This is a genomic window from Paenibacillus turpanensis (assembly GCF_011421635.1).
GTDB lineage: Bacteria > Bacillota > Bacilli > Paenibacillales > YIM-B00363 > Paenibacillus_AK > Paenibacillus_AK turpanensis.
In genome coordinates, this window is record NZ_WTLI01000019.1 from 56950 (window position 1) to 72381 (window position 15432).

Below are 15432 nucleotides of genomic sequence, written 5' to 3' on the forward strand. Positions count from 1 at the left end.
CGCTCCCTTCGCTCATAATCTGAAATCACACGACGTACTTTTCCTGCTTGCTCACACGAGCTGCAATGTCCCGCTTTACGGCTGTCAGGTTCACTGGGGTGGTCCGCGTCAGCTTCTTGACCATCGACAGCTGCGTCCGCAGCATATCGCCGGTTTCCATGGAGGAAAGCGTCTGCTTTGCGATTGTTTCCAGCTGCGTGAAGGCTTCATGCACAAATACGGTCGTCATTTGGATCGCGTTCAGAGACTTTTCCTCGCCCGCCTTGGCAATCAGCTTTTGAGTCCGAAGAAGCGTGCTTTCCATGGCATAAATTTGAATCATCATGTCGGCAAGCGCACCGAGCGTCTCCTGCTCTTTTTCCAGCGACATTCCGTACTTCTGCACCGCCAGCCCGCCAATCAAAAGGAACAGTTTTTTCGCCATGGACACAAGATGCCCTTCCTGTTCCAGCGTTCCTTCGAACGTCTGGCCCGGAACGAGGGACAGCAGCTCGCTTTGCAGCGCTTGCGTTTTTTGCATGAGCGGAAGCTCGCCCTTCATTGCTTTTTTCAGCAGGGTGCCCGGAATCAAAAGACGGTTAATTTCATTCGTTCCTTCAAAAATGCGGTTTATGCGCGAGTCGCGGTAGATGCGTTCGATTTTATATTCCTGAATATAGCCGTAGCCCCCGTGGATTTGTACGCCTTCGTCAGCAACGAAGTCGAGCGCCTCGGACGCGAATACCTTGTTGATCGAGCATTCCAGCGCGTACTCGGAGATCCCTTTGGCTGCCGCTACCCCCGCTTGCGCGTCCGTCGGATCGATATCCTTTAAAATATCGTCGATCAAGCCGGCCGTCCGGTAAACGACGCTTTCCATCGCATACGTACGCACATTCATCTCAGCGAGCTTTTTGCCGATCAGCGGGAAGCGTGAAATCGGCGTGCCGAACTGCTGACGCGTATTTGCATATTGAGCAGAAAGCGCGATCGCTTCCTTGGCGGCGCCGAGGCAGCCCGCACCCAGCTTGAAACGGCCGATATTTAAGATGTTAAAGGCGATTAGATGGCCTTTGCCCGCTTCGCCAAGCAGGTTTTCCGCCGGGACGCGCACATCCTCGAAGAAAAGCGGACAGGTGGAGGAGCCCTTAATGCCCATTTTCTTCTCCTCCGGCCCGATCGTGAAGCCCGGTGTGCCTCTTTCCACGATGAAGGCGGAGAAATGCTGGCCGTCGATCTTCGCATACACAATAAAAATGTCGGCAAAGCCGGCGTTCGTGATATAAAGTTTGGAGCCGTTCAGCACATAATGCGAGCCGTCCTCGCTCAGCTTGGCGGTCGTTTTGGCGCCGAGCGCGTCGGAGCCGGACGTCGGCTCGGTCAAGCAGTAGGCGGCGATCTTTTCACCGGTGGCGAGCTGCGGCAGGTACTTTTCCTTTTGCGCCGTTGTGCCGAAGAACACAATCGGCAGCGTGCCGATTCCGACGTGGGCGCCAATCGACAGCGCGAAGGAGGAAGCTTTGGCGAGCGTCTCATTGATAATCGTCGAGCTCACTTTGTCGAGGCCAAGGCCGCCGTACGCCTCGGGAACATCGGCTCCGAGCAGGCCCAGCTCGCCTGCCTTGCGCATGAGCTGGACCGTCAGCTCGTAGTCCAGCTTCTCCAGCTGCTCGTCGTTCGGCACAACCTCTCCTTCGACAAAATCCCGCGTCGTGTCGGCGAACATGCGCTGCTCTTCGCTGAAATCCTCCGGCGTCATCACTCGGGAAAGCTCCGCCTCTCCAATGACAAAGCTTCCGCCCACGACATAATCCTTTTGCTGCTGCGCCTCTTGGACGTTTTTTGCTTGATCCATGTGATCCTCTCCCTTTTGCTTATTTTGGTTACAAACCTTCAGCGGCCTAGTGCCGCAAGTCGTAAGTCCTGAAGGAGCTAATAATCCTGTGCGAGACCGAAACTCGTACTGTGCGTGAACAGTCAGTCTGCGCGAGATCATTACCCGCATGCCTGAACCGTCAGCTCTGCGCAAGGACCTTTACCGCTACTGCGTGATCCGTCAGTACTGCGCAAGCCTTTTTCCGCACCGCTGAACTGTCAGTCGTGTGCAAGACCTTTACCGCACCACGTGAACACGCAGTCCTTCGCAAATCCTGCAGCCCACTCCCAGTCCCCTTTCAGACTCCAAACACCTCGATCACCCCGGCCGCCCCCATACCGCCGCCGATGCACATTGACACCACGCCCATACCGCCACCGCGGCGGCGCAGCTCGTAAATCAAGGACGCCGTCAGCTTCGCGCCGGTACAGCCAAGCGGATGCCCAAGCGCAATCGCGCCGCCGTTTACGTTCACCCTCTCCTCGTCAAGCTCGAGCGCCCGGATAATATGCACACATTGCGAAGCAAACGCCTCGTTAATCTCATACAAATCCACATCCGCCGCCGTAATTCCGGCCATCCGCAGCGCCTTCGGGATCGCCTCCACTGGGCCGACGCCCATAATTTCCGGCTCGACGCCGGCCAGCGCAAACGAGCGGAACGCCGCGAGCGGCTTCAGCCCAAGCGCCTCCGCCTTCGCGCGGCTCATCACCAGCGCAGCGGCTGCGCCGTCGCTCGTTTGCGAGGCGTTGCCCGCCGTCACCGTGCCGCCCGCCGCGAACGCCGGCTTCAGCTTCGCGAGCCCCGCCAGGCTCGTGTCCGGACGCACGCCTTCGTCCGTGTCGAACACGAACGGCTCGCGAAACGCCCGCACGCCGGCATCGACGCCTTTGCGCTCGGCGCGCACCGGCACAATTTCTTCAGCGAACCGGCCGGCCGCAATCGCCGCCGCCGCCCGCTGATGCGAGCGCACTGCAAACGCGTCCTGGTCCTCCCGCGTCACCTTAAAGCGGCGCGCGACCTCCTCCGCCGTGTGGCCCATGCCCATGTACACCTCGGGCATCGACTCCACGATGCCGAGGTGCGGGGAGAGCTTAAAGCCGGTCATCGGCACATGGCTCATGCTTTCAAAGCCCCCGGCGATAACCACCTCGGCATGGCCGAGCATGACCCGTTCCGCGGCAAAGGCAATCGCCTGCAAACCCGACGAACAAAACCGGTTGATCGTCAGCGCCGGCACCGTAACCGGAAAGCCGGAATACAGCGAGATAATACGCGCCGCATTGAGCCCCTGCTCCCCTTCCGGCATTGCACAGCCAAGGATAATGTCCTCGACCTGATCCTTGCCGACACCCGGCGCGCGCTCGATCACTCCCTCTAACACCGCTTTGCCGAGATCCTCCACCCGGGTTTGCGCAAGGCTTCCCTTCTTCGCTTTGCCCACCGCCGTCCGGGCGATCGAAACAATGACTGCCTCATTCATCGCTCTCACCTCTCCCCTCCATTAATTGCGCAGCGGCTTGCCTTTGGCCAGCATGTGTTGCATCCGTGCCTGCGTCTTCGGCTCGCCGCATAAGCTTAGGAACGCTTCGCGCTCAAGATCGAGCATATACTGCTCCGATACCCGTGTTCCGGCCGGCACATTCCCGCCCGCCAGCACATGAGCTAGCTTTCCGGCGATTTTCAGATCGTGATCGCTGATATATCCGGACTGCCGCATCGAATACGCACCAAGCAGCATCACCGCCTTCGCCTCCTCGCCGCCGGCAGCGAACAGCTCCTCCCTCGGCACCGTATAACCTGCCTGCTCCATCCGGAGCACTGCCTGCTTCGCTTCATAAATCAAATGGTCGCCGTTGATCACCACCGCATCCTGCTCCCTGCGGAAGCCAAGCCGCTGCGTGTCATGACCGCTTGTCGATACCTTCGCCATCGCGATCGTTTCAAACACATGGTTCAAATACGGCTGCAGCTCCGCCTCTGCCACACCATCGATCCGCCGAGCGGCGCGCAGCGCCAGCTCCTTACAGCCTCCGCCCGCCGGAATCAAGCCGACGCCGGTTTCCACAAGGCCAAAATACGTCTCCGCCGAAAACACCACCTGATCGGCCGGCAGGCAAACCTCAACCCCGCCGCCCAGCGTCATTCGATGCGGTGCCGCGACCACCGGCTTCCCGCTGCGCTTCAGCTTCATCATCGTGTCCTGGAACAGGCGAATAATGCTGTCCACCTCATCCCATTCCTCGTCCTGCGCCTCCATCAGCAGCAGCATCAAGTTCGCGCCGACACAAAAGTTTTTTCCCTCATTGGCGATGACCAGCCCGCGCCAATTCGCCTCCACCTCATCGACGCTCTGGGAGATCATCGTCAAAATATCCGCGCCGATCGCATTGTTCGGAGAATGGAACTCCAGACACGCCACCCCGTCGGCGATATCCATTAAGCTCGCTCCCGCATTGCTGCGGATGACGCGGTTTTGCTGCTTCAGCCCGCGCAGCGAAATTGCCTGCGGCTCACGCTCCACTCCGCGGTACCGCCCCCAGCTCCATTCAAGCAGCGTACCGCCGGCATCCTGCTGATAAAACGACTCGTGTCCCGCGTCGAGCAAATCCTTCACCCATTCCGGCAGCGTATGGCCTTCCTCCTCCATGCGGCGCGCCGATTCGCGAAGCCCGATGGCATCCCAAGTTTCGAACGGTCCCAAATCCCAGTTGAAGCCCCATTTCATCGCCATATCGACGTCCGACACCGTATCGGCGATTTCCCCGAGCACCTCCGCCGAATAGAGCAGCACCCGCTTCAGCACCTTCCACGCAAATTCCGAGTACCGGTCCTTCGTCCCGAGCAGTGCCCGGATACGCCCCTTCGCTCCTTTGGCCGCTTTCGCCGCTTCCAAGGAAGCGCTTCCGATTTTGCGGCTCGGTGCATACTCCATCGTCTGCAGGTTCAGCGCCTCGATCACCGAACCGCCGCTGTCACCCTTCACCTTTTTATAAAAGCCCTGCCCTGCCTTCTCCCCGATCCAGCCGCGCTCCACCAGCTCGCGAAGCACTGCGGGCGTTTGAAATACCGCCTTTTCCGCTTCATCCTCTACGCCGTTGAACACATTGGAAGCCACATGAACAAACGTATCGAGTCCGACCAAGTCGAGTGTGCGGAACGTTGCGCTTTTCGGGCGCCCCATTGCGGGCCCCGTAACTGCGTCTGCCTCCTCCACGGTGAACCCGCTGTGCGCCATCTCCTCCAAGGTCACCAGCAGACCGTACGTGCCGATCCGGTTCGCAATAAAGTTCGGCGTATCCTTCGCGGCCACAACCCCTTTTCCCAGCGTCTTCGTGCAAAAGGCTTTCATAAAAGCGACCAGCTCAGGCAGCGTCTCATCTCCCGGAATCAGCTCCAGCAGCTTCATGTAACGCGGCGGATTAAAGAAATGGGTGCCGAGGAAGTGCTGGCGAAACGCCTCGCCGCAATTCTGCGACATCGCATTAACCGATATCCCCGATGTGTTTGTGCTGACGATCGTGCCCGGCGTCCACACCGATTCGATGCGCCGTAAAAGCTCCCGTTTCACCTCGAGCCGTTCGACCACAACCTCGATAATCCAATCCACCTCGGACAGCTTCGTTACATCGTCCTCAAGATTGCCCGGTGTGATCAGGGAGGCGAAGGCATCGCTGTAGAGCGGTGCCGGCTTCGTTTGACTCAGCTTCCGCACGGCTGCGGCGGCGAGCCGATTTCGTACCTGCGGATGCGAAAGGCTCAGCCCTGTTGCCTCCTCCTCGGGCGTCAGCGCTCCCGGCACAATATCCAGCAGCAGCGACGGAATGCCTGCATTGGCCAAATGCGCCGCAATGGCGGAGCCCATCACTCCCGAGCCGATGACGGCTGCTTTGCGAATGCTAAATTTCATACCGCTTCACCCTCCTATAAATTCGGTCCGAAGACCGAGAGTTCAAGTAATTCGGCTATATCACGCGCTTTTACGCGTTCATCCGCTTCCTTCAGCTTCGTGCCGTCCTCCATCATCGTGAGGCAGTACGGGCACGCCGATCCGATCATCGTCGGCGACACCTCAAGCGCCTGCTCCACACGGGCCACATTAACCCGCTTGCCCGCCGTCTCTTCCATCCACATGAGGCCCCCGCCGGCGCCGCAGCACATCCCGTTCGCGCCGGAGCGCTCCATTTCCAGAAGCTTCACGCCGGGAATCGCCCGCAGCACCTCTCGCGGCTGCTCATACACATCGTTATACCGGCCTAAATAGCAGGAATCGTGGTATACGATACGTTCCTCGATCGCATGCTCCGGCTTTAGGCGGCCGCTGCGAACGAGCTCGGCAAGCAGCTCGGTATGGTGCAGCACCTCGGCCTCCAGCCCGAATTCGGGATATTCATTTTTCAGCGTGTTGTACGTATGCGGGCAGGCCGTGACGATTTTCCGCACCTTGTACTTGCTCATCGTTTCGATATTCTCCATGCAAAGCTGCTGGAACAAAAACTCATTGCCCATCCTTCTCGGCGTATCACCGGAACTACGCTCCTCATTACCGAGGATGGCAAAATTGACCCCAGCCTCGTTCATGAGTCTCACGAGCGCCTTCGTAATTTTCCGCGAGCGGTTATCGTAGGAGCCCATCGATCCGACGAAAAACAGCAGCTCAAAGTCCGGGTTTTCTTTCACCGTCGGCACGTGAAGCTCACCATCCGGGTCGATTTCGTTGACCCATTTCACTCGATCGCTTCGCGAAATGCCCCACGGATTGCCCTGCCGCTCGATATTTAACAGCGCCCGCTGCGCGTCATGCGGCATGCTGCCCTCGGTCAGCACGAGGTAGCGGCGCATGTCGACGATCTTATCGACATGCTCGTTCCCGACCGGGCACTGGTCCTCGCAGTTGCGGCAGGTCGTGCACGACCACAGCTCCGCCTCCGTCATGACCTCGCCGATCAGCGCTACCTCGCGGGGATCGCGCTCTGCCGCGGCCCACGCGCTCTTCTGCGCCGACATCGTCGGTCCGATGTCGGCGGCCCCAACACCAGCCCAAGCTCCCGGGGCCGCATCCGCATCGGCCAGATGCGCTGTGCGCACGGCCTGATCACCTGTCTTCGCGTGCCCCTGGCCGCCAAACGCGAAGGCCGGAATCCACGGCGATTTCGCCGTAATGGCCGCCCCCTTCTCGGTGAGATGGTCGCGCAGCTTCACGATCATATGCATCGGGGACAAAAATTTCCCCGTGTTAGAGGCAGGACACACGTTGGTGCAGCGTCCGCATTCCACACAAGCGTATAGGTCCAGCAGCTGCTTTTGCGTAAAATCCTCGACCTTGCCGACGCCGAATGCTTCTGCTTCCTCATCCTCCAAATCGAGCTTGCTCAGTCTGCCAACCGGCTCCTGCCGCGCCAGCAGCAAATTCACCGGCGCAGTTAAAATGTGAAAATGCTTTGACTGCGGCACATATACAAGAAACGCTAGCAATATAAGCAGATGCGCCCACCATGCCGCATAAAAACCAATTTGCGCCCCGAGCTCGGGCAGCCCGCTCATCGCCAAGGCAAGTGCCGACGATACGGGAGCATACGCAGCAAAATGCGCCCCTTCCCGCAACCGGTCAAACGCCAATGTCAACAGTACCGACAGCATTAAGCCATAAATGAAAAAGGTAACGATACTCGGCTTCCAGCCGCGTTTTAACCTCTTGAGCTTTTCGCCGTAACGGCGGTACGTCGCATAACCCATAGCAAGCAGAATCAGAACAACGGTCAATTCTTGCGTAAGCTCAAAAGCGGCGTAGCCCGGAATCGGCAGTCCCCTTCCGATCAGCCCGCGCACAATAAGGTCCAGCGCCCCAACCTGCAAAACAATAAAACCGTAAAAAATAACAATGTGCATCATCCCGCTCTTTCGGTCCTTCAGCAGCTTTGTCTGCCCAAAAGTCTGCGCCGCAAAGGATTTGATCCGTTGTTTAGCAATCTGGGGCACATTCGCAGGTCTCCCTAAACGGATATAGAGCAGCCGGTGATAAACCGTGAGATAAAATAAGTACAGCGCGTAACCGGTTACAAGCGAAAACAAGATAAATTGAATCGCGGTTCCCCACACTCCGCATCCTCCCTTTCCTTCTTGGTGAAACTTTCGAACCGGACGAGACAAAAGTAAGCGCATACAAAACTGGTGTAGGACGAACAAAGCGGAAATCCATTTCCATATCAGGGCGATAAAACGCTTTCAATCAATCGGAAAACTCATACAGTTGGATCATTTGTGTGTTCAGTGGATTGAGGTAGGATGAATCGACGGTTTGATGCGGCGTGCAGAAGACTCTCAGCTGCAGGTGTTGATGAATGCGCTTCGACGGTAGAGGTGCCTTTGGCGTTGTAAAAATGCTTCAGACAGAGTGGGATGGGATGTTTACAAATCTGGCTCATACGGAATTTCCTCTGCTTTTACGGTGTATGTCGCCGGCCCTCGAAAAATGTACGTCCGCTCCTTTCGCAATCGAGGTTTTGTTTTCCCCTATACGGTTGACAATAAAGATCGGGTAGCTTATGATGTTGTTAAAAATGAATGAGTATTCATTCACCGATTGACTGTATTTTATCACCGGGGTGAGCAAATGACAAGTCGAAAAATTGAAAAATACGATGCGATTTTAAACGGAGCACTCAAAGCATTCGCCGAATACGGCTATCACGGCTGTCAGGTGTCTAAGATTGCCCGGGCGGCTGGCGTGGCTGACGGAACCATTTATTTGTACTTCAAAAGCAAGGAGGAAATCTTAGTTAAGCTGTTCGAGGAGCAGCTCGGCCGCCTCGTCGCTAAGTTCGATGAAAGTCTTTCGGAAACGAAGGATGCCCGCGACGCGCTGCGCAACATTTGCTCGATCCATTATTCCGAGCTGGAAAGCAATGTTGATCTGGCCTATGTCACTCAAATCGAGCTTCGGCAGAGCTCGCTGGAGCTGCGCAGAGAAATAGGCCAAAGCCTCAAGCCATACATTAAATTAATCGAGCAAGTGGTGTGCAGCGGGATGGAGCAAGGTATTTTTCGCCCCGACCTCGATGTGAAGCTGACCCGTCTGCTTATTTTTGGTGCGATGGATGAGGTGGTCACCTCGTGGCTTATCTCAGGACGCAAATACTCGCTTACCGCCCAAGTAGACGGTACCGTCGATTTCTTGACACGCGGCCTATCCATTCATTCCCCTAATTAGAGAGGAGAATCGGTATGAACATTGTCGTGCTGCTAAAACAAACCTTTGATACGGAGGAAAAAATCGTGCTGGAAAATGGCGCGATTGCGGAGGACGGCGTTAAATTCGTCGTGAACCCGTACGACGAGTATGCGGTGGAGGAAGCGATCCGGCTGCGCGACGAGCATGGCGGCTCGGTTACGGTCGTCAGCGTCGGACCGGACCGCGCAGCCGAAGCGCTGCGGACCGCGCTCGCGATGGGGGCGGATGAGGCCGTTCTCATCAGCGGCGAGCCGTTGTCCGGCGATGAATATGCCGTAGCTCTCGCGCTTCACGCTTTTCTGAAAGCGCATACGTACGACTTCATTATCGGCGGCAATTTTTCCGTTGACAACGGAGCTGGCCAAGTCGCGATCCGGCTAGCACAGCTACTTAACCTCCCTCATGTCGGCTCGATCACCAAGCTTACGATCGCGGATGGGAAAGCGTCCGCCGAACGCGATGCCGAAGGCGATCTGGAAACGGTGGAGGTCCCCCTCCCTGCCCTTTTCACAGCACAGCAGGGCTTGAATGAACCGCGCTACCCTTCGCTGCAGGGAATTATGAAAGCCAAGAAGAAGCCGTTCCGCCAGCTCTCAGTAGAGGACCTTGGCCTCGATGTCCCTGCCCCGCGCACCGAGCGGACCGCTCTCTCCCTTCCGCCGGAACGGAACGCCGGGAAGCTGATCGCCGGAGAGCCGGCAGAGCAGGCGGCTGAGCTGGTAAAGCTGCTGCACAGCGAAGCAAAAATTGTCTAAGAGGAGGCTGAACCGATGAGCAAAACGATTCTTGTTGTTGCCGAAATTCGTGGAGGCGCCGTTCGTCAGGTCACACTGGAGGCTTTATCGGCAGCAGCCGTCATCCATGGCGGAACGGGAAGAACAGCTGCCGTCTTGATCGGCAGTGAAGTAAGCGCTTACTCGGGTGTGCTCGCACAGCACGGTGCAGACACCGTATATATTGTTGAGCACGCCGATCTAGAGCATTACCAGCCGGAGGCATTCGCCGCAGCGCTGGAAGCCGTCATGCAGCAGGCGAAGCCTGACGTGCTGCTGCTTGGCCATACGGCCGTCGGCCGTGACCTAGCGCCTGCCATCGCCGCACGCCTTGGCGCGGGGCAAATGGCCGATGTCACCGGCATCGACATCCAGGACGGCCGCGTTACTTTCACCCGTCCGATTTATGCAGGCAAGGCTTTTGAAACAAAAGCCTTTACCGAGAGCGGTACGCCTTGGGTCGTTACCCTTCGCCCGAATAACATCAAAGCCGGAGAGGCGGATTCCTCACGACAGGCTCCATCCGTCAACGTCGATTACCCCTCCCCTTCCCTGCGGGCGGTCATACGCGACGTCGTACAGAAAACCTCCGGCAAAATCGACCTCTCCGAAGCCAAGGTCGTTATCTCCGGCGGCCGGGGGGTCCGCAGCGCCGAAGGCTTCCAGCCGCTGGAGGAGCTGGCGGCTGTACTCGGCGGCGCAGTCGGCGCTTCCCGCGGCGCATGCGACGCCGGTTACTGCGATTACGCGCTGCAAATCGGGCAGACCGGCAAGGTGGTCACGCCGGAGCTGTACATCGCCTGCGGCATCAGCGGCGCAATCCAGCATCTCGCCGGGATGAGCCAATCGCGAGTGATCGTCGCGATCAACAAGGACCCGGAGGCGCCGATTTTCAAAGTCGCCGATTACGGCATCGTCGGCGATTTGTTTGAGATTGTCCCGCTCCTGACGAAGGAGTTCCGCACATTGCTCGCTTCCCGATAATTTTTAGACAGAGGCGGCAGCTCCGGGAAGAAAAAAGTCCGGAACTGCCGCTGTTATTTTATGACTTATGAATGATCGTCTATGATTTTCATCCTTACAAAATGAGGTTTGATTGCGTGATACTCCCTTTCTAGAATACTCATCATTACATCCGTTTCATACTTGTCTTCGATCCATGCGCCTTCACGCTCCACCCCCTCCTTTATAAAGCCACATTTTTCATAACAAGAAATTGCCCTGTGATTGTAGTCAAGAACCCTTAAATCCACTCGATGCAGCCCAAGCTTTTCAAAAGCAAACTGCAGAACGAATTGAGTTATTTCCGTTCCTAATCCCATTCCCCAGACCGAGCTATCGAACAGCCCCACCGCATACCTAGCTCGACGATCCTGCTCTTGAACGGTCAATCTTGCTTGCCCAATAAAACGTCCTTCGTATTCGATACACCATTCATATTTGTTAGAAAGGATTCTCTCTATCATTTTCTGGGCCTCATCCATCGTTTTGGGCTTCATCTTCCTTGTATCCCCGCCATACATTCTCACAAGCTCGATACTTCTTTCGCAGTGTAAATAATCCTGAACATCACCCTCTTTCGGTTTTCTCAGAATCAGCCTTTGCCCTTTTATAAATGGAGATTCGTTCAAATCCAATTCCCTCCTTAAAATAAGGCTATGTTAAATCTTGATGTTGATTTATCGACAAAGGAAAACCGCCCATAGGAGGACGGTCAAGAAAACTAATGTTACTATTTAGCTTAACTTATCCCGTCAACATTCCGCTCTTGAAAAAGTTAACCTCTAAACGCAATTGCATCAAGTTGAAATTGAAGTCCGTCTCGTCCACCACGATGTGCGAATTCAGTTTGTATTGATTTTCGTGCAGGATACTTACCATTAAATCTTTCTTTGATTACCTTTTCCAACGCAGGGATGTTCCAAATATCTCTAAACATACAATCAATCTTAACGACAGATTCTAAAGTTAAACCGATTGATCTCAGTCGGTTCTCCAAGTGGTTAAATGCACCATTTATCTGATTTTCGATTGGCTGACCAATATTTCCGACACAATAATTTATGAATGCAAAATCACCAGCCTCAACAATTCCAGAATGTACCCAATCTTCATTAATATCACTTCTGACAATTTCCCTCATGAAACTTTCCTCCCACTATGATTTATTGAATTCTTTCGTTTTCTCACTCGTTCTTAGATTTTCAACCATTGACCATTCCGAGAGATGGAGAATTCATGTAGCTATTACATAATTTTCTGGTGGGGCCAGTTGCGGGAATAGAGATTGGGATGCAATTTCCAATCTGTGGGTGAGTCATATGACCGCACTCTGGATATCCACGTCATTCCCCCGATGGCTTACCCTCCCATGTCACGCTAAGTCTTAGCCCTTACATTCCTTCGTTCTGCCTCTCGAGGTGTGGACGCCGTTTTTTGCTCCTTTACTGGGTCGTTGCCCTTATGGAATGAGATCCTTCGGCTGCTCCGTGCTTCAATTGTCGTTGGTCTATATCAAGTTCTGGTAAGAAACGTAAGAACGGTTTAAATTAAGCTGCCATCTGTAGTTGGGCTTGTCGTACTGGCCCTAGAACGTCGCTTGCTTGATAGGAGATACATTTGGTGCCGAGTGTGTACAGGACGCGAATCAGTTTCCCGCAGAGTGCCACAAGGGATTGCTTCTTTTTCAGCGGGTTGTGGCTCCTCTTCGTGAAGTAGTGATGCAACGACTTGAACTTCTTCGCCACCATCGGTATCACCGCTCGGAACAACAGTGCTCGAAGCCTGGATCTGCCACGTTTTGTAATCGTCGACTTACCTTTCTTCTTGCCGGAACTGTTTTCTTTGAGGTTAAAACCGGCGAGTCGGATAATCTGCTGGCCGTGGTCATATCCACTTAGGTCTCCGACTTCTGCTAGAAAGCCAGCGAGCGTCACGACACCGATGCCGGGGATCGTCAGCATTTCTTTTGTTCCCGGGATTTGAGCGAGCATTCGCTCCACTTCCATCATGATTTCTTCAAGCTGTTTGGCGAACAGCTCGTACTGCTCAAGAAGTGTTTTTAACTCGATTTTCGCTGCTGCAAGGCCTTGTGTAAGCCCGATTGAAGTATTTGCTGCCTCTACTAACTGCGTGGCTCGCTTGGTTCCAACAGCGCGTTTGACGTCTTCCTTCCATCGCTGCACAATTGCCCTAGCACCAAGCACCACAATCTCGCTCGGAGTCGGGAACTCGCTCAGCGTTATGATCGAGGCCTTACCCTCCCAGTCCTTAAATACCTGGCCATACTCCGGAAAGAAGCGATCCAACCAGTTCTGAATGCGGCGCTGGACTTGGCCGAAGTTCTCCATGACCTTCTCCCGAAGATTCATTAGGATCCGAAGGTCGGCATAGACGTTGACTGGCAGTTTAGGCTCGCTGTACTTCCCATTGCGTACCAGATCAGCGATAACCTTGGCATCCTTGTAGTCGTTCTTCGTCGGCGAGTTGTCCTCGAGTTCTTTACTCTTGTTGACATGATGCGGATTAACGACAACTACCTTGACTCCCTCTCGTCCAAGAAACTCAGCCAGTGGAAACCAGTAGTGTCCGGTAGGCTCAATCCCAAAGACGATGTCCGTCTTGTGATGTTGTTGCTGGAGCTCCCTCATCCACGTTACAAGTTTCGTTAGGCCATGGTGGTCGTTGCTAAACACGCAGTCTTTGCCGAGCTCGATTCCGCGGAAATCTACAGCTCTGGCTACGTGCTTTGTCTTGGCAATGTCGGCTCCGACAACAAGGGTTGAATCGGTAATTTGTTGAATTCGTTGATTCTGCTTTTTCGAATGTTTATACTTCATTGTAGAGTGCCTCCTGCGCTGGGATTTGTTCTTTGGACGGAACGTTCCCCAGTATACAGAAGGCGCTTTTTTCATTCAAACCTTGAATTCATTCATTACAGGAATGGCTCCTATAAACAAATGGTCATTACTGAGAATATACTTAGAACATACGTTCCTTTTGATAATAACAAAAAATCCAAGATTATTCCATTTTTCTGCCCACTTGTGTTCAGTAAGAAAAATCTCTACTCCGATGTCTTGTATTTGCATCCTTTACTGTAAACAGGCAAGATTTGATCAACATTTGTTTCTTATTAGACGCAGTATTCTCATATTCCTTACTATCTAAATAGCGGAACCAAGCCAGGTAATGCTCTAAATATTTTGTCGCAATGCCATTAAAACGGTCCATCCACTTCTTCAAACGGCTATGGTAACTGTTGACGTTTTGAATATGATAGATGTTCCGTTTACCTTTTTCAGAAAACAAGAAATAAGTTTCGTCCATTTCGACGATACCCTGAAAATCTTCGGTTGGAATTTGCTTCAAAGCGACAAGAATTTTATGTCGCCAGTAGAACAAGGTCACATGAGTAACTTCATCGTGCAGTATTACAGCACACTTGCGAAGAGAAAAGCCTTCAATCATACATTCAATGAATCGAACCCAAAGATGAGGTCTGCGTGTCCGTTGGAGAGGTGTGTTCGTAAGATCGTTAAACGTTTGACGGCAGGACTTACAACGGTAACGTTGACGTTTGACCTCTCCAGTACGTGTTTTTACAACGTACTTCCCAAACCGTACGACCGAATGATTATTACAATGTGGACAAACAAGCCCATCCTTGTGCTTCTGCTCATTAATTTCATCAATTGCACGAATAGGTTCCGCCAATCCCTTAGTACGGGATTGCAAATAGTAGATAAGTTCTCGCTTGCCACTATCGTCCAGAGCCTCGGCAAGTTTTTTCAGATCCTTTAAATTCATAGGTGAGTCATCTCCGTAATAGATGTCACCTATAATGTGAGAACAAATGTTCATAAACTTCAAATATAAACAATGTAATTTAACATAGCCTAAAATAAAAAAAACTCGTCCCTCCAATGAAGAGACAAGTTTTGTTAATTATATCCAATCCAAAGGTTGTATACAATACATTTTTCCTAAAGCTAACTACCTACTCCTGCACATACTCCCGTTCACCGGTGGACGGATTATAATACACCCGGTAAGTCAAGCCGTCCTTCGGGTCAACGAATACTTCGGCCGTCCGAACCAGGCTTCCGCTCAGTAGGCCGGGCTCCGCTCTTCCCTGCTTCCGGCGCTTATAACGGTGATCGAAGTATCTCCAGCTCACCCACAGCACGCCTAAGAAAAAAACGACCTGCACTAAAATCCAGCCGGCCACAAATTCCATTATACCTTCCTAATTCGGACAGCCGTTCCGTAAGCGACAATTTCGCTCATATTGCTGCCGATATCCCCGCTGTCAAAGCGCATCATAATCACGGCATCCGCCCCCATCGCATGGGCGTTTTGCACCATCCGGTCAAGCGCCTGCCTTCTTGCATCCTCAATCATTTGGGTGTACTCCTTGATTTCGCCGCCGACAAGCCCTTTTAAGGAGGCCATAATATCGCCGCCCAGACCTCTGGCCCGCACCACTACGCCAAAAGCAGCTCCGAGCACCTCCGTTACCTCATGACCGGCTATCCCCTCTGTAGTCGCTACCAGCATGGACCCCGCTCCTT

13 protein-coding genes are annotated in these 15432 nt (G+C 54.0%); 3 read left to right on the forward strand and 10 right to left on the reverse strand.

Features of this window, described 5'->3' with window-relative positions; all coding sequences use genetic code 11:
• Nucleotides 1-25: 25 nt before the first annotated feature.
• The 4 genes from GQS10_RS17205 to GQS10_RS17220 all read right to left on the reverse strand — a co-directional run bounded on the left by GQS10_RS17205 (nucleotide 26) and on the right by GQS10_RS17220 (nucleotide 7954).
• Nucleotides 26-1834 carry an acyl-CoA dehydrogenase family protein gene (locus tag GQS10_RS17205; protein ID WP_166244440.1) on the reverse strand — a complete coding sequence of 603 codons (1809 nt, stop codon included), beginning with the start codon at nucleotides 1832-1834 and terminating at the stop codon, nucleotides 26-28.
• A gap of 319 nt (nucleotides 1835-2153) precedes the next feature.
• Nucleotides 2154-3338, reverse strand: a complete 1185-nt coding sequence (locus tag GQS10_RS17210; RefSeq protein WP_166244442.1) for an acetyl-CoA C-acyltransferase — start codon at nucleotides 3336-3338, stop codon at nucleotides 2154-2156.
• Nucleotides 3339-3359: 21 nt separating this feature from the next.
• The gene (locus GQS10_RS17215; RefSeq protein ID WP_166244444.1) at nucleotides 3360-5765 is read right to left on the reverse strand and encodes a 3-hydroxyacyl-CoA dehydrogenase/enoyl-CoA hydratase family protein; all 2406 of its coding nucleotides are present in this window, start codon (nucleotides 5763-5765) and stop codon (nucleotides 3360-3362) included.
• Between the two features lie 14 nt (nucleotides 5766-5779).
• Nucleotides 5780-7954 carry a (Fe-S)-binding protein gene (locus GQS10_RS17220; RefSeq protein ID WP_341805092.1) on the reverse strand — a complete coding sequence of 725 codons (2175 nt, stop codon included), beginning with the start codon at nucleotides 7952-7954 and terminating at the stop codon, nucleotides 5780-5782.
• A 514-nt stretch (nucleotides 7955-8468) separates the two neighbouring features.
• Between GQS10_RS17220 and GQS10_RS17225 the strand changes: the two genes are divergently transcribed.
• From GQS10_RS17225 to GQS10_RS17235, 3 genes are read left to right on the forward strand one after another with little or no spacing between them, the layout of a single operon-like run.
• Nucleotides 8469-9065: a TetR/AcrR family transcriptional regulator gene (locus GQS10_RS17225; protein WP_166244448.1), complete on the forward strand. Its 597-nt coding sequence runs from the start codon at nucleotides 8469-8471 to the stop codon at nucleotides 9063-9065.
• A 14-nt stretch (nucleotides 9066-9079) separates the two neighbouring features.
• Nucleotides 9080-9841 (forward strand): electron transfer flavoprotein subunit beta/FixA family protein, encoded by a 762-nt coding sequence (locus GQS10_RS17230; protein ID WP_166244449.1) that lies wholly within the window; start codon nucleotides 9080-9082, stop codon nucleotides 9839-9841.
• A gap of 15 nt (nucleotides 9842-9856) precedes the next feature.
• Nucleotides 9857-10843 (forward strand): electron transfer flavoprotein subunit alpha/FixB family protein, encoded by a 987-nt coding sequence (locus GQS10_RS17235; RefSeq protein ID WP_166244451.1) that lies wholly within the window; start codon nucleotides 9857-9859, stop codon nucleotides 10841-10843.
• 65 nt (nucleotides 10844-10908) lie between these two features.
• On the opposite strand, the gene GQS10_RS17240 is transcribed toward GQS10_RS17235, so the two are convergent.
• The 6 genes from GQS10_RS17240 to GQS10_RS17265 form a co-directional block, all read right to left on the reverse strand.
• Nucleotides 10909-11490 (reverse strand): GNAT family N-acetyltransferase, encoded by a 582-nt coding sequence (locus GQS10_RS17240; protein ID WP_166244453.1) that lies wholly within the window; start codon nucleotides 11488-11490, stop codon nucleotides 10909-10911.
• 146 nt (nucleotides 11491-11636) lie between these two features.
• The gene (locus GQS10_RS17245) at nucleotides 11637-12002 is read right to left on the reverse strand and encodes a RidA family protein (protein WP_166244455.1); all 366 of its coding nucleotides are present in this window, start codon (nucleotides 12000-12002) and stop codon (nucleotides 11637-11639) included.
• A 406-nt stretch (nucleotides 12003-12408) separates the two neighbouring features.
• Nucleotides 12409-13698 (reverse strand): IS110 family RNA-guided transposase, encoded by a 1290-nt coding sequence (locus GQS10_RS17250; protein WP_166244457.1) that lies wholly within the window; start codon nucleotides 13696-13698, stop codon nucleotides 12409-12411.
• A 211-nt stretch (nucleotides 13699-13909) separates the two neighbouring features.
• Nucleotides 13910-14668, reverse strand: a complete 759-nt coding sequence (locus GQS10_RS17255; protein WP_166244459.1) for an IS1 family transposase — start codon at nucleotides 14666-14668, stop codon at nucleotides 13910-13912.
• 190 nt (nucleotides 14669-14858) lie between these two features.
• Entirely contained in the window at nucleotides 14859-15098 is a 240-nt protein-coding gene (locus GQS10_RS17260; protein WP_166244461.1) for a hypothetical protein, read from the reverse strand.
• The gene (locus GQS10_RS17265; RefSeq protein WP_166244463.1) at nucleotides 15098-15418 is read right to left on the reverse strand and encodes a YbjQ family protein; all 321 of its coding nucleotides are present in this window, start codon (nucleotides 15416-15418) and stop codon (nucleotides 15098-15100) included. The genes GQS10_RS17260 and GQS10_RS17265 overlap by 1 nt, the downstream gene beginning before the upstream one ends.
• Nucleotides 15419-15432 lie beyond the last annotated feature (14 nt).

Coding starts and splice junctions, on each gene's coding strand:
- GQS10_RS17205 (WP_166244440.1), bottom strand. CDS start 1,834: ATGGATCAAGCAAAAAACGTCCAAGAGGCGCAGCAGCAAAAGGATTAT.
- GQS10_RS17210 (WP_166244442.1), bottom strand. CDS start 3,338: ATGAATGAGGCAGTCATTGTTTCGATCGCCCGGACGGCGGTGGGCAAA.
- GQS10_RS17215 (WP_166244444.1), bottom strand. CDS start 5,765: ATGAAATTTAGCATTCGCAAAGCAGCCGTCATCGGCTCGGGAGTGATG.
- GQS10_RS17225 (WP_166244448.1), top strand. CDS start 8,469: ATGACAAGTCGAAAAATTGAAAAATACGATGCGATTTTAAACGGAGCA.
- GQS10_RS17230 (WP_166244449.1), top strand. CDS start 9,080: ATGAACATTGTCGTGCTGCTAAAACAAACCTTTGATACGGAGGAAAAA.
- GQS10_RS17235 (WP_166244451.1), top strand. CDS start 9,857: ATGAGCAAAACGATTCTTGTTGTTGCCGAAATTCGTGGAGGCGCCGTT.
- GQS10_RS17245 (WP_166244455.1), bottom strand. CDS start 12,002: ATGAGGGAAATTGTCAGAAGTGATATTAATGAAGATTGGGTACATTCT.
- GQS10_RS17250 (WP_166244457.1), bottom strand. CDS start 13,698: ATGAAGTATAAACATTCGAAAAAGCAGAATCAACGAATTCAACAAATT.
- GQS10_RS17255 (WP_166244459.1), bottom strand. CDS start 14,668: ATGAATTTAAAGGATCTGAAAAAACTTGCCGAGGCTCTGGACGATAGT.
- GQS10_RS17260 (WP_166244461.1), bottom strand. CDS start 15,098: ATGGAATTTGTGGCCGGCTGGATTTTAGTGCAGGTCGTTTTTTTCTTA.
- GQS10_RS17265 (WP_166244463.1), bottom strand. CDS start 15,418: ATGCTGGTAGCGACTACAGAGGGGATAGCCGGTCATGAGGTAACGGAG.